We start from the raw sequence: 13814 nt of genomic DNA, 5'->3' as shown, positions 1-13814 counted from the left end.
CTGACTAGGATGTCGAAACGCTGCGCCAGCTGGTCAACGAGGGCATGGGTGAAAACACGCTGCGCGCCCTCACAGCACGAGAGATCAGAGTTTCTGTAAACGCTCCATTGCCGCAGCCAACGTCAATCCACTTCTGGCCGCTTGGAGGCTCAAGCCAGTGGCAAGCCTTCCGCTCGGGATTTCGCCCGAAGCCCCATTCCGCCTGAACGCGATCAGCGCTTCACAGCAAATTGTTTGGATCGCTCGCCCGCCGCCGCCGTCCCCTCTCGGGTCTGCAATCAAACGAGCGCAAAGCGTCCCGCCTATCTGAAGGCCGGAGACGAGAATGCACCCCTCCAGCAAAGCGCAAATGCTGTCCAAAAGCGCATTACCAAACGGGCGCCATCCAGACAGGATATTGTCCCTACGGGATTTGGAGGCGTTGAATGTAACAGTTGTCCGCTCAGCGAAAAAGCGACATAACTTGCGTTGCCAGACTTCCGCCTGCTGATTTGCGGTTGCAAAGCGTGGAGGGACATTGGAATGCCCGTCACAAACGTGCCCGCACCGGGCGCACCGGGGATTGCCGCCCGCTGGACATCCAGCGCAAAGAGCGGCGTCGGCACGGCACTTTCGGCGGCATCACGCACCTGGTTCACCGTCAGCCACGGCATCCTCAACGAAGTTTATCATCCGCGTCTCGACCACGCCTGCACGCGCGATCTCGGTCTGGTCATTACACGGGATGACGGCTATTTCTCCGAGGAGAAGCGCCACGCCGCGCATGACGTCGCGTGGTTCCACGATGGCGTTCCCGCCTTCCATCTCACCAATACCGCGCTCGATGGCGCCTACGTTATAGAAAAGCGCGTTCTTTCCGATCCGCGCCGGCCGACGGTTCTGCAAAATATCCGCTTCACGCCGCTGTCGGGCAAGGCCGGAGATTACCGCGTCTATGCGCTGCTGGCTCCGCATCTCGTCAATGCTGGAATGGGCAATTCCGCCTGGATCGGTGACTACAAGGGCGTGCGCATGCTCTTTGCGTCCGGTCGCGGACAATCGCTGGCGCTCGCATGCTCCCTACCATGGCGGGAGGCGTCTGCAGACTATGTCGGCGCTTCGGATGGATGGCGGCGCCTATCGGTTTCGGGACGGCTCGGTCTCCAATACCAGAACGCGACGGATGGAAATGTCGCGCTCACCGCAGAAATCGGCTTCACGGACGAGAACGACACCGCGGTGATCGCGCTGTCCTTCGGCCCGACGCCTGAGGAAGCGGGCTACAATGCGCTTGCGAGCCTCAACGACGGCTACGACAACGCTGCAACAGCCTATGTGGCGGGATGGCGCGACTGGCAAAAACGCCTATTGCCGCTCGACCAGCCCGGCCACAAGGGCGCGAACCTCTATCGCACAAGCACGGCCGTGCTCGGCACCCACCGCTCGCTCGGTTTCCCCGGGCCCGCCGTCGCAAGCCTCTCCATCCCCTGGGGATCCAGCAAGGGCGATGACGATCTCGGAGGTTATCATCTCGTCTGGCCGCGTGATCTGGTCGAAACGGCGGGCGGCTTCCTTGCAGCCGGCTTGACGGACGATGCGCTTCAAATCCTTGCTTATCTGCGGACAATACAGGAGGCCGACGGCCACTGGCCGCAAAACGCCTGGCTCGACGGAACGACCTACTGGGACGGCATCCAGATGGACGAGTGCGGCTTTCCGCTGCTGCTTGCCGACGCGCTGCACCGCATGGGTTGCCTGGCCGGCGAAGCGCTTGCCGCCTATCTGCCCATGGTGGAACGCGCCACCGCCTACCTTGTCCAGAACGGGCCGGTCACCGGCGAAGACCGGTGGGAAGAGGATAGCGGCTACTCGCCCTTTACGCTCGCCGTGGAAATTGCAGCGCTGCTTGCCGCCGCAGACATTCTGGAAACCTGCGGCAAGGGCGAGGCCGCCGGTTTCGCCCGGCAGACCGCCGATTGCTGGAACGACCAGATCGAGAAATGGACCTATGTGAGCCGCACCGCCAGCTGTGCCCAACTCGGCATAGACGGCTACTATGTCCGCATCGCGCCGGCCGATCTCGCGGATGCAGCCTCCCCCAAGGATGGTTTCGTGCCGATCAAGAACCGCCCGCCCGACGACACCGACCGGGCGCCCGACCTGATCGTCAGCCCCGATGCACTGGCGCTGGTGCGCTTCGGCCTCAGGGCGGCGGACGATCCCCGGATCGTCAACACCGTGAAGCTCATTGATGCGCATCTGCGCGCCAACCTCCCGCAAGGGCCGCTCTGGTATCGCTACACCGACGATGGCTACGGCGAACATGCCAACGGCGCGCCCTTCGACGGGACGGGACAGGGCAGGCCGTGGCCGTTGCTCGCAGGCGAGCGGGCGCATTACGAACTCGCCGCCGGCCGGCCGCAATCCGCAATGGACCTGCTGGGAACCTTTGCCGCATCGGCAGGTGTCGGCGGGCTGCTGCCGGAACAGGTCTGGGACGGCGCCGACATGCCGGAACGGGAGTTGCATCTCGGCGGTCCGTCCGGCAGCGCGATGCCGCTCGTCTGGGCGCATGCGGAATATATCAAGCTTCTACGCTCGCTTCGCGACGGCAAGGTTTTCGACATGCCGCAGCAAGGGCCGGAGCGCTACATAAAGAACAGGACCACCGCGCCCTTCCGGTCCTGGCGCTTCAACAACAAGGTGCGCACGATCCCGCAAGGCAAGCTGCTGCGCATCGAACTCTTGGCCGCCGCGAACGTCCGCTGGAGCGCCGATGGGTGGGCGACCGTCAATGACAGCGCGACGGGCGGCAATGCCTTCGGCATCCACCTCGTTGAAATCCCCGCGTCCGGGCTGGCGGAAGGTACAAGCCTCGAATTCACCGTCTTCTGGGTCGAAGCCGGACGTTGGGAAGGCACGAATTTCACAGTCATCATCGCGCCGGATTAGGGAATTTGAAGCTCCGGCGGACAGGCATTCAATCCAGAAAGGACGTTGCTATGCAGATCGGCATGATGGGTTTGGGGCGCATGGGCGCAAACATGGTGCGCCGCCTGATGAAGGACGGCCATGACTGCGTGGTCTACGACATCAATCCGGGGGCCGTCGCAGCGCTTGCCTCGGACGGCGCATCCGGCGCGACCTCGATTGAGGATCTTGTCGCCAAGCTTTCCAAGCCCGCCTGCATATGGCTGATGCTGCCGGCCGCGATCACCGGCAAGATCGCCGACGAGGTTGCAGCGCTGATGCAGCCCGGCGACATCATCATCGACGGCGGCAACTCCCATTACGAGGATGCAGTCGACATCGCCAGCAAGCTGGCACCGAGAGACATCAGCTTCGTCGATGTCGGCACCAGCGGCGGCGTCTGGGGGCTCGACCGCGGCTACTGCCTGATGATCGGCGGACCGGTGGCGGCGGTGCGCCATCTGGATCCAATCTTCGCAAGCCTTGCCCCCGGCGCCGATGCGGGCACAACACTCTCGGGGACCCGAGATACGGCATCATCAGGCTATCTTCACTGCGGCGCGAGCGGCGCGGGCCACTTCGTCAAGATGATCCACAACGGCATCGAATACGGCATGATGGCGGCCTATGCCGAAGGCATCAACATCCTGAAAGCTGCCAATGCCGGCAAGCGCAAGCGCGAGGCGGACGCAGAAACAAGCCCGCTCAAACACCCGGAATATTATCAGTTCGACATCGACCTCCCCGCCGTCACCGAAGTCTGGCGCCATGGTAGCGTGATCGGCTCATGGCTGCTCGACTTGACGGCAGGCGTCCTGAAGGACGATCCGGCGCTTGCCAATTTCGGTGGACGCGTCTCGGATTCCGGCGAGGGCCGGTGGACGCTGAAGGCGGCAATCGACACCGGCGTACCGGCCCCAGTGCTCTCCTCGGCGCTGTTCGACCGCTTCAGTTCGCAAGGCGAATCCGAATTTGCCGACAAGCTGCTATCCGCCATGCGCTTCGCCTTCGGCGGCCATGTCGAGAAGAAGAAGGACTGATCGCATTGCAGGAGATGAGCATGACGGACGATCGTTGTGATGCGCTGGTGCTGTTCGGCGCGACGGGGGACCTCGCACACAAGAAGATTTTTCCCGCGCTCTACCAGATGGTGGCGCGCGGCAATCTCAATGAACCGATCATCGGCATCGCCTTTGACGACTGGCCGCTCGACACGCTGACCGCGCGGGCGCGCGACGGCATCACCAACGCTGTCGGGACAATCGACGAGGCGGTTTTTGCCAGGCTCGCCTCGCTGCTGATCTATGTCAGCGGCGATTACCGCAACCAGTCGACCTTCGACGCGCTGAAAACCGCGATCGGTGCCTGCAAGCGACCGCTCTTCTATCTCGCCGTGCCGCCCAGCATGTTCGAGGTGGTCGTGCAGGGCCTGCAGCAATCGGACCTCGCCAAGGGCGGCCGGCTGATGGTGGAAAAGCCCTTCGGGCGCGACCTGCAATCGGCGCGCTGGCTCAACAGCCTGCTGCATGTGGCCTTCGCGGAGAAATCGATCTTCCGCATCGATCATTACCTGGGCAAGGAGGCGATTCAAAACCTGCTTTATTTCCGCTTCGCCAATTCCTTCCTGGAGCCGATCTGGAACCGCAACCATGTCGAATCCGTCGAAATTACCATGGCGGAGAATTTTGGCGTGGAAGGCCGGGGCAAGTTCTACGACGAGGTGGGATGCCTGCGCGACGTCATCCAGAACCATCTGCTCAACGTCCTGCTGCTGCTTGCGATGGAGCCGCCCGCGGGCCGCACGGTTGACGACCTGATCGACGAAAAGGTGCAGGTGCTGAAGGCGGTGCGCACGCTCCAGCCGGCCGATGTGGTACGCGGACAATTCAAAGGTTACCTCGAAGAGCCGGGCGTGAAGCCGAACTCTCCGGTGGAGACCTTTGCGGCCGTTCGCTTTCACGTCGATACCTGGCGATGGAAGGATGTTCCCTTTTTCATTCGCGCCGGCAAGAACCTGCCGGTCCACGTGACCGAAGTCGTCGTGCGCCTGAAGCGCCCGCCGCTCGATGTGTTCGACACGATCACGCCAGATGACGCCAACTATCTGCGGTTCCGGATCTCGCCGCAGGTGGCGGTGGCGATCGGTGCCCGGCGCAAGGCTGCGGGAGATGCAATGGTCGGCGAGCCGATCGAGCTTTTCGCGGTCGATGACGACAGTGGTGACATGACGCCTTACGAACGGTTGATCGGCGATGCGATGAACGGCAACGCCCAGCTTTTCACGCGGCAGGATGCGAGCGAGATCGCCTGGCGCATCGTGGCGCCGGTGCTCGATGATCCCTCGCCGCCGGCTGTCTACGAACCCGGCACCTGGGGGCCTCGCGAGGTCATGAAAAACGTCGGGCCGCCGAACGGATGGCATGAGACCTCTGATTGAAGCGACGGATGGATCGAATGAAAAAAGCAGAAAACGGCGCAACCGCCAAGGATCCGATCGTTCTGGCGATCGACGTCGGCGGATCGCATGTGAAGATCAGGACGAGCATCGAGGACGAGGAGCGTCGTGTCGAATCCGGTGCCGCCATGACGGCGGTCCAGATGGTCGAGGCGGTCAAATCCCTTGCCGAGGGATGGTCCTATGACGTGGTCTCCATCGGCTATCCGGGACCGGTCGGCGACAACAAGCCTCTCAGGGATCCGGTCCATCTGGGTGCCGGCTGGACAGGCCATGATTTCGCAAAGGCCTTCGGCAAGCCGGTCAAAATCGTCAACGACGCCATGATGCAGGCGATCGGCAGCTACGAAGGCGCGCGCATGCTTTTCCTCGGTCTGGGCACCGGGCTCGGAACCGCCATGATCGTCGAAAACGTTTGTCTTCCGATGGAGGTCGGCCATCTGCCCTACAAGAACGGCAAGACCTTCGAGGACTATGTCGGCGAACCGGCATTGGAGAAACGCGGCAAGAAAAAATGGCGCAAGGCGGTGTTTGCCGTCACCGAACTGTTGAGTGCGGCATTGCTGCCGGGCTATGTCGTCATCGGCGGCGGCAATGTCGAACATCTCCACGACCTGCCGCCAAATGCGCTGCGCGGCGACAACACCCGCGCCTTCATCGGCGGCTTCCGCATCTGGAAGGACGCGTCCCTGCATGTGTAACGGTATCGCATGATCGGCTACGATTATTCATTGTCAGGGCAGGTTTTATGGACGGCGTGAGGTTGCTTTCGGACGAGGCGCTGGTCGAACGGCTTCAGCGGGCGGCCTTCTCCTATCTGGTCGACTATGCCGATGAGGATACCGGCCTCGTCGCGGACACGTCCCGTCCGGGCTCGCCGTGCAGCATTGCCGTCGTCGGCTTCGCGCTGTCCTGTTATCCTGTCGCCGTGCAAAACGGCTGGATGTCGCGCCCCGAGGCCGCGGCCCGCACGTTCAAGGTGTTGCGGTTCTTTGCCCGCAGCACGCAAAGTGCTGCAAGCGACGCCACCGGCTACAAGGGTTTCTACTATCATTTTCTCGATATGAAGACGGGCAAGCGCGTCTGGCAATGCGAACTCTCGCTTGTCGACACCGCTCTGCTGATAGCGGGCATCCTCGTGGCGGCGGGCTACTTCGACGGCGACAACGAGGAGCGCGAAATTCGCGAGCATGCCGACGCGCTCTACCGCCGCGTCGACTGGCGCTGGGCGCAGAATGAAACCGCCGGCCTCTCGCAAGGCTGGAAGCCCGAATGCGGTTTTCTCCACTATGGCTGGGAGGGCTATAACGAAGCCCTGATCCTGTATGTCCTCGGGTTCGGCTCGCCGACCTTCCCGCTGACGGCCAGCTGCTACGAGACCTGGAGCCTGACCTACCAGTGGGAAAACCTGATGGACCGGAACGTGCTCTATTCCGGCCCGCTTTTCACCCATTTGTTTTCGCATGCCTGGATCGACTTTCGCGGCATCCGCGATGCCTTCATGCGGGAAAAGAACAGCGACTATTTCGAGAACACGAAAAACACGATCGCCATCCACCGCGATTATGGCGAGCGCAATCCCTACGAGTTCGCCGGCTATAGCCGCGACTTCTGGGGTGTCACGGCGGGCGATGGCCCATCGGTGCCGGCCTTGCGCCAGAGCGGCAGGGACCGCCGGTTCTACGGCTACATGTCGCGCGGCGTGCCCTATGGCCCGGACGACGGTACGATCTCGCCCTGGGCGATGCTGGCAACGCTGCCCTATGCCGCCGAGGCCGCGCTTTCCGGCACCCGCCACCTTCTCGAAACCTACCCGCAGGTCTGCACCGCGGACCGCTTTTCCAGCGGCTTCAACCCGACGCTGCGCTGTGGTTCGGAGGGCTGGCTTTCGGAAGGATGGTACGGGCTCGACCAGGGCCTGCTCGCAATGACGATCGAGAATCATCGCACGGGCCTCATCTGGAACATCATCCGGCGCTGCGGATATGTGCGTGACGGTCTGGCGCGGGCCGGGTTCAACGGCGGGTGGTTATAGACATGCAAGACAGTGCACCACGGACAAGGCCGGACAATGAAGACCTTCTGCTGCGGCGCGTGCGGCCGCAGGACTGGACCAACCCCGAACCGAAAGGCGTCTACGATCTCGTCATCGTGGGTGCCGGGCCGGCGGGGCTGGAGGCGGCCGAATGGGCGGCGCGGCGCGGCTTCTCCGTCGCACTCATCGAGCGCCACCGTCTGGGCGGAAATTCGCTGAACGCCGGCTCCGTGCCGTCGAAGGCGATCATCCGCAGCGCGCTTGCCTATGACCTGATGCGCGAGACCGACGGGTTCGGCGTGCCCATTCCGCGCGAACCCGTTCTCGATTTCGCCGCGGTGATGGCGCGCATGCGCGGAATCCGGACGCGTATAGCGGAGTACCATTCGGTCGAACAACTCGCAGCGCTTGGCGTGCACATCTTGTTCGGCGCCGCCCGGTTCGCGAGCGCGAATACGATTCTCGTCAACGATATCGGCCTGACATTCAAAAAGGCGCTCGTCGCCACGGGTGCGCGGCCGAGGATCCCCGACATTCCCGGCCTCGGCGGAATGGAGTATCGCACCAGCTCGACGATCTTCGACATGACGGCACTGCCGAAACGTCTTGTCGTCATTGGCGGCGGTCCACTCGGCTGCGAGCTGGCCCAAGCCTTTTGCCGGCTGGGTTCGCATGTGACGATCGTGCAGAAAAGCGCGAAATTCCTCCCCCGCGAAGGACGCGACGCGGCCGAGATCCTTTCGTGGGCCATGGCGCGCGACGGCATGGACATCCGCCTGAACACCACCGTCGCCGGCGCACGGCGCGACGGTGACGCCAAAGTTCTGGAGACGCTCAACTACGATATGAAAGGCGAGATCGCCGCCGATGAAATTCTCGTCTGCGCCGGGCGCGTGCCCAATGTCGAAATGCTCGATCTTGCGGTGGCCGGCGTGGCGTTCGACACGGACTGCGGCATCACGGTTGACGATTTCCTCAGGACCGGCAACCCCGACATCTACGCCGCCGGCGATGTCTGCTTGCCGCTGAAATTCACCAATACCGCGCAATCCTCCGCACGCGTCGCGGTGCAGACTGCGCTGACGCAGGGGCGCCAGCGGCACGACAGTTCGCTCATTCCGTGGTGCACCTACTGCGACCCCGAGATCGCCCATATCGGCCTGCATGTCTGGGAAGCCCGCCGGCAATCCATCCCGATCAGAAGCTTCACCGTGATGATGACCGATGTTGATCGTGCCATCACGGATGGCCAGGAGGCCGGCTTCGTCAAGATCCATGTCGCTGAAGGCAGCGACAAGATCCTCGGCGCGACCATCGTCGCCTCTCGGGCAAGCGAACTGATCAATGAAATGGCCGTCATCATGAGCACCGGCATCGGCATGACGGCGCTTGCCGAGGTAGTCCACACCTATCCGGCGCAGTCCGGGGCGATCATGCTTGCGGCACAGGCCTACCAGCGCTATTTCGACAAGGCGGCCCGGCTGTCCTCCGCCGGCGAGGCATAGGCCAAATCCTGTTCCGGCTGCCAAGCGGGCGAGCAGCAAATCTGTCCCCTGCAACGATGCGTCATGCCTGCTTTGTCGCCCGGCCCTCGGTGGATGGCATCGGCAAGAGTTTTCCAAGTTTTCAGGAATACAGCTGCGACGCCAGGGGCCAAGATAAGGCCTGCAGGTTCGAAGGAAGCAAGCCCGCCGAGCTTACTGGTTCGGAACATTTGCGAACGGCGCGCATTTTAGTCTCGATGTGCTCGTCCCAAAGGTTCAGTTCATACAGAACACTGTTCTTCGTCGAAATGAACTGCGTGGCGGCCCAGCAATCCACAAAATTGGACGTTCGAGGATGACAATTCTGTCTTCTCGACGGTTCGGAGGCGAGACGCAAATGGTTGAAAAAACATTCGATAATGAGCTTGGCGCTGGCGGCGAAACCCATCAGCGAGTGCCGGAAAAGGGTTCTCACAGCGCAGAGGGCCATCTGACGACCAACCAGGGCATCCGGGTCTCGGATAACCAGAACAGCCTCAAGTCGGGGTCCAGAGGACCAACGCTCCTCGAAGACTTCGTCCTTCGTGAGAAAATCTTCCATTTCGACCACGAGCGCATTCCTGAGCGGATTGTCCACGCCCGCGGATCGGCGGCACATGGGTATTTCGAGTTAACGCAAGATCTCTCCGGTATCACCAAGGCGGATCTGTTCCAGCGTAAGGGTGAGAAGACACCCGTCTTCGTGCGATTTTCCACCGTTGCTGGCGGTGCGGGGTCGGTTGATACTCCACGTGACGTGCGTGGCTTTGCTGTCAAATTTTATACGAAACAGGGGAATTGGGACCTCGTCGGCAACAACATTCCTGTGTTCTTCATCCAGGATGCCATGAAATTCCCCGATCTGGTGCATGCGGTGAAAATGGAGTCGGATCGCGCCTATCCACAGGCTGGCAGCGCCCACGACACCTTCTGGGACTGGGCGTCTCTTATGCCGGAGACAACCCACATGCTGACTTGGGCAATGTCGGACCGCGCCATTCCGCGTTCGCTACGCACGATGGAAGGCTTCGGCATCCACACCTACCGCCTGGTTAATGAAGCTGGCAAGTCGACCTTCGTGAAGTTTCACTGGAAGCCAAAACTCGGCATCCAATCGGTCATTTGGGATGAGGCGCTCAAGCTCCAGGCAGCCGACAATGATTTTCATCGTCGTGATCTTTACGAAGCAATTGCGTCCGGCAGCTTTCCGGAATGGGAGCTCGGCCTGCAACTGTTTGACGAAGAGTTCGCCAACAGCCTGCCTTACGATGTACTGGACGCGACTAAACTCATCCCGGAGGAGGTTCTACCGGTCAAGATCGTCGGACGCCTCGTGCTGGATCGCAACCCCGACAACTTCTTTGCAGAAACTGAGCAGGTCGCCTACTGTCCGGCCAACATCGTGCCGGGGATCGATTTTACGAACGATCCTTTGCTTCAGGGTCGTCTCTTCAGCTATCTGGATACGCAAAAGTCGCGCCTCGGAACGGCAAACTTCCACCAGATTCCGATCAACGCGCCGAAGTGTCCTGTGATGAACTTCCAGCGCGACGGTCAGATGCAGATGAACGTGCCGAAAGGCAGGGCGAACTACGAGCCCAATAGCTTGTCAGCGCACGGCGAAGACGGTGGCCCACGCGAGTGTCCGGTGACCGGATTCCACACTTTTGAGAAATCGTCTGGTGTTGAAGAACAGGGAGACAAGCTCCGTGTCCGTGCTGAGTTGTTCGCAGACCACTACAGCCAAGCTCGCCTTTTTTGGAAGTCGCAGACACCATCGGAACAGGCGCACATCGCATCGTCCTTTGTCTTCGAGCTCTCCAAGGTCGCCTTGGAGCAGGTGCCGCCCCGCATGGTTGGAAACCTTCTCAACGTCGATGAAGACCTGGCGAAGCGAGTGGCAGATGGTCTTGGCATCGATATGCCGAAGAAAAACCCGCCCGCGCGTGACGCAATCGACATGGATGCTTCCGCAGCCTTGTCGATCCAGAAGAATATGAAAGAGACGATCGAGGGACGTAAGATCGGAATTCTGATCGCCGACGGCAGCGATGCCAAAATACTCAAGGGTTTGATCACCGATATAAAGGAGGCTGGCGCAACCCCGTTCGTTGTAGCGCCAAAAGTCGGAAAGGTCGTTCTATCCGACGGTCAAGTTATAAAGGCCGATGGGCAACTGGCTGGATCACCATCTCAGATATTCGATGCGGTCGCAATTCTACTGTCCGGGGATGGCTGTAAAATGCTGCTCAAACAAGGGGCAGCCATACAGTGGGCAATGGATGCATTTGGCCACCTCAAGGCTGTCGCTAGCAACCCAGATGCCCAGCCCTTGTTAGACAAGGCAGGCGTCGAACCGGGCGATGGCGTCGTGCCACTAGACGCCAGCTTCCTAAGGGCGGCGGCGAAACGTTACTGGGATCGTGAGCCGAACGTGAGGATGCTGGCATAAAACAAGCAGCCACAAGCCAACAAGAAATCCGCAGCGCGATGTGCTGCGGATTGTCAAGTTGGGGCGAAGCCGGCTCTCCCCAAAGGTTTTCAGTTCGCTTGCGGTTGGGGTTCTTGTAATTGTGCAGTGCAGCATTACCTTTCAATATCGGGATGTCGGTAGGCCTTCCGCACAATCGAGGTCTGCGATGAGAACCATTTCCGATACGATCGAACGGCTGGCCCGGTACCGCAACGGCGGAGTTGGCTCCTCTTCCCCTATCAACACCTTGTCCAAGCTGGAAATCACAGGCCGCAACCCAGGCCAACTGACCGGGTGGTACAGCGTTCCCCGCGGGCGCGAACAATCCACTGCGCTCGTCGTGGTGCTGCACGGCTGCACCCAGACAGCGGCAGGTTACGACCTCGGTTCCGGCTGGTCGAAACTGGCCGACGACTATGGTTTCGCAGCGCTGTTTCCCGAGCAGTCCCGACAGAACAACGCCAACCTCTGTTTCAACTGGTTCAATGTTGATGACGTAACCAGAGAGCACGGGGAAGCGTTGTCTATACGGGAGATGGTCACCGATATGGTAAAACAGCACGGTGTCGATCCCAAACGCGTCTATGTAACGGGCCTGTCGGCAGGCGGCGCAATGGCAAACTCTCTCCTCGCCACCTATCCCGATGTCTTTGCCGGCGGCGCGATCATTGCCGGTCTTCCGCACGGCGTCGCATCAACTGTCCCGGAAGCGTTTGACCGCATGCGCGGCCATGGCCTTCCCTTACGTGAAATTCTACAAGCCAACGTGCGCAAAGCCAGCCGGCACACTGGCCCTTGGCCAACGATCTCCGTCTGGCAAGGGACATCGGACAACACCGTCGTGGAGGCAAACGCGAGAGCGATCATCGACCAATGGATTGGCGTCCACGCTGTTGGGGCAAAGGCAGTCCGATCGGAGCTTGTAGACGGCCAAACAAAAGAGACATGGTTGGATGCGTCCGGCCGTGAAGCCATCGAATATTACCGCATCAAGGGAATGGCTCACGGAACGCCTCTCGATACTGCGAGCGGTTATGGTCACAGCGCACCTTACATGATCGATGTCGGTATTTCCTCGACCGTTCACATCGCTCGATCTTGGGGTTTGACCCCCTCCTTCGAAAAAAGGATTGTTGCAGACGACGTCAGTTCTACGCGGCCCCTGCCCAACCAGCGTCGCTCTGCGGGCGAAGGTTCTGAAATCCAGGATGTCATCGAAGGGGCTCTTCGATCGGCTGGCCTTATGAAGTAACCACACCAATGGTTGGTCGTCGGTGACGGTTCTGCCCCACAGGGCAAAGCCGTCCGTTCAAGACAGCTGACGGACGCACTCTACCCCAAACGCCGCTCATCCACGTCTTCGATGATGGCAGCTGCGGCGAGACTGCCGAGCTCTGCTGCGCTCGTAATACCCAGCACAAACGACGCCGGATCCACTGTCAGGCTCTCGCAGACGGGCGGCAGCTCGATGCTGGCGATGTTGGCCAGCATCGCCCGATCGTTTGCCCGGGGATGATAAGGCGTACCCTTGCCCAGATCGGCGTTCGCCTCGTAGACAGTCACGGAGAGAGGCTCCGTCGCTCTCCATCAGCCCCTTTAGCGTATAAATCCCGGTCGGGCCGGAGCCGATAATAGCAATGGTGGTCAATTTTTTCGCCAATTGTATACGCGGCAAGGGTTTTATCCTTCTTAGACAGGGCAAGCATCTGGATATCAGGCTTCGACGGCTGATGCTGATGTTGATAATGCGCCCTGGGCGACTACCCTTCATTCGAAAAAGCGGCAGGCAGCCACCCCACCCTTTCCAGATTTAGGGAACGAACATCTGCCAAGTGACGTTTCGTGTATCGAAGACGTCAGGAAGCGCGCGAAATAGCCCGCCGCTGGCGAACTGCCCACGCTCGACAAGACTGGCAGCCCTCAACTTGCACTTACAAAGGTGCGGAGAAAACAATGCAGACCGACAGCGTTTCCCCATTCTACCATTGGGTTCCAATGGACTTTTCCAAAGGCAGCGATTTTGTCGGCTATGACGGCCAAAGAATGATCGGCCGGGTATCTCGCGACGGAAACGCTGAACTCAGCGGGTGGGTCTGGTCAAATGCCATCGGATCAGACACCGGCCATGATCGTATCAGCCAAGGTTTTGCCCCGACCAAAGAACTTGCCGTGCTTGCAATTGAAAATCACGATCGCCAGAGGATGGAACCCCGAACCCCTTAGTCAGCCAACCCCGGAAAGGCGTGTCACATGCGACGCGCCGTTGATAACACCTGCGTGGAATACCACCACGAAGCTCGACTAGCCGTCGTATTCGGATGCTTCCTGTTTCCGGCTGGCTACCGTCTCGCGTTTCTTGTGACCTCAGGTTCGGGCTGG

The 13814-nt window shown here is 60.7% G+C and carries 10 protein-coding genes; 9 read left to right on the top strand and 1 reads right to left on the bottom strand.

Annotated elements, in window-relative coordinates:
- The first annotated feature begins 522 nt into the window (after window positions 1-522).
- The 8 genes from R6X40_RS22640 (at window position 523) to R6X40_RS22605 (ending at window position 12687) form a co-directional block, all read left to right on the top strand.
- On the top strand, window positions 523-2931 hold the full coding sequence (locus tag R6X40_RS22640) for a glucan 1,4-alpha-glucosidase (RefSeq protein ID WP_318416269.1): 2409 nt from the start codon (window positions 523-525) through the stop codon (window positions 2929-2931).
- 50 nt (window positions 2932-2981) lie between these two features.
- A complete protein-coding gene (gnd, locus tag R6X40_RS22635) occupies window positions 2982-3989 on the top strand; it encodes a phosphogluconate dehydrogenase (NAD(+)-dependent, decarboxylating) (RefSeq protein WP_318416267.1) in 1008 nt (335 codons plus the stop codon).
- A gap of 20 nt (window positions 3990-4009) precedes the next feature.
- Window positions 4010-5386 carry a glucose-6-phosphate dehydrogenase gene (gene zwf / locus R6X40_RS22630; protein WP_318416265.1) on the top strand — a complete coding sequence of 459 codons (1377 nt, stop codon included), beginning with the start codon at window positions 4010-4012 and terminating at the stop codon, window positions 5384-5386.
- A gap of 17 nt (window positions 5387-5403) precedes the next feature.
- Window positions 5404-6105, top strand: coding sequence for an ROK family protein (locus R6X40_RS22625; protein ID WP_318416263.1), 702 nt, complete (start codon window positions 5404-5406; stop codon window positions 6103-6105).
- Between the two features lie 47 nt (window positions 6106-6152).
- Window positions 6153-7439, top strand: coding sequence for a glucoamylase family protein (locus R6X40_RS22620; protein ID WP_318416261.1), 1287 nt, complete (start codon window positions 6153-6155; stop codon window positions 7437-7439).
- A gap of 2 nt (window positions 7440-7441) precedes the next feature.
- On the top strand, window positions 7442-8944 hold the full coding sequence (locus R6X40_RS22615; protein WP_318416260.1) for a mercuric reductase: 1503 nt from the start codon (window positions 7442-7444) through the stop codon (window positions 8942-8944).
- A gap of 376 nt (window positions 8945-9320) precedes the next feature.
- Window positions 9321-11414 carry a catalase gene (locus R6X40_RS22610; protein ID WP_318416258.1) on the top strand — a complete coding sequence of 698 codons (2094 nt, stop codon included), beginning with the start codon at window positions 9321-9323 and terminating at the stop codon, window positions 11412-11414.
- Between the two features lie 187 nt (window positions 11415-11601).
- The gene (locus tag R6X40_RS22605; protein WP_318416256.1) at window positions 11602-12687 is read left to right on the top strand and encodes a PHB depolymerase family esterase; all 1086 of its coding nucleotides are present in this window, start codon (window positions 11602-11604) and stop codon (window positions 12685-12687) included.
- Window positions 12688-12767: 80 nt separating this feature from the next.
- Here the strand turns inward: R6X40_RS22605 and R6X40_RS22600 are convergent, their stop codons facing one another.
- Window positions 12768-12998, bottom strand: coding sequence for a hypothetical protein (locus R6X40_RS22600; RefSeq protein ID WP_318416255.1), 231 nt, complete (start codon window positions 12996-12998; stop codon window positions 12768-12770).
- A 390-nt stretch (window positions 12999-13388) separates the two neighbouring features.
- Between R6X40_RS22600 and R6X40_RS22595 the strand changes: the two genes are divergently transcribed.
- The gene (locus R6X40_RS22595) at window positions 13389-13658 is read left to right on the top strand and encodes a hypothetical protein (protein WP_318416253.1); all 270 of its coding nucleotides are present in this window, start codon (window positions 13389-13391) and stop codon (window positions 13656-13658) included.
- Window positions 13659-13814: the final 156 nt, after the last annotated feature.

Origin of the sequence: Rhizobium sp. PL01 (assembly GCF_033447125.1) — a bacterium.
Classification (GTDB): domain Bacteria; phylum Pseudomonadota; class Alphaproteobacteria; order Rhizobiales; family Rhizobiaceae; genus Pararhizobium.
This window is presented reverse-complemented; position numbering and strand designations above follow the sequence as displayed.

Excerpts from the sequence above, each read along its gene's own strand:
- R6X40_RS22605 (WP_318416256.1), top strand. The coding sequence starts at position 11,602 with ATGAGAACCATTTCCGATACGATCGAACGGCTGGCCCGGTACCGCAAC.
- gnd (WP_318416267.1), top strand. The coding sequence starts at position 2,982 with ATGCAGATCGGCATGATGGGTTTGGGGCGCATGGGCGCAAACATGGTG.
- zwf (WP_318416265.1), top strand. The coding sequence starts at position 4,010 with ATGACGGACGATCGTTGTGATGCGCTGGTGCTGTTCGGCGCGACGGGG.
- R6X40_RS22625 (WP_318416263.1), top strand. The coding sequence starts at position 5,404 with ATGAAAAAAGCAGAAAACGGCGCAACCGCCAAGGATCCGATCGTTCTG.
- R6X40_RS22610 (WP_318416258.1), top strand. The coding sequence starts at position 9,321 with ATGGTTGAAAAAACATTCGATAATGAGCTTGGCGCTGGCGGCGAAACC.
- R6X40_RS22595 (WP_318416253.1), top strand. The coding sequence starts at position 13,389 with ATGCAGACCGACAGCGTTTCCCCATTCTACCATTGGGTTCCAATGGAC.
- R6X40_RS22615 (WP_318416260.1), top strand. The coding sequence starts at position 7,442 with ATGCAAGACAGTGCACCACGGACAAGGCCGGACAATGAAGACCTTCTG.
- R6X40_RS22620 (WP_318416261.1), top strand. The coding sequence starts at position 6,153 with ATGGACGGCGTGAGGTTGCTTTCGGACGAGGCGCTGGTCGAACGGCTT.
- R6X40_RS22640 (WP_318416269.1), top strand. The coding sequence starts at position 523 with ATGCCCGTCACAAACGTGCCCGCACCGGGCGCACCGGGGATTGCCGCC.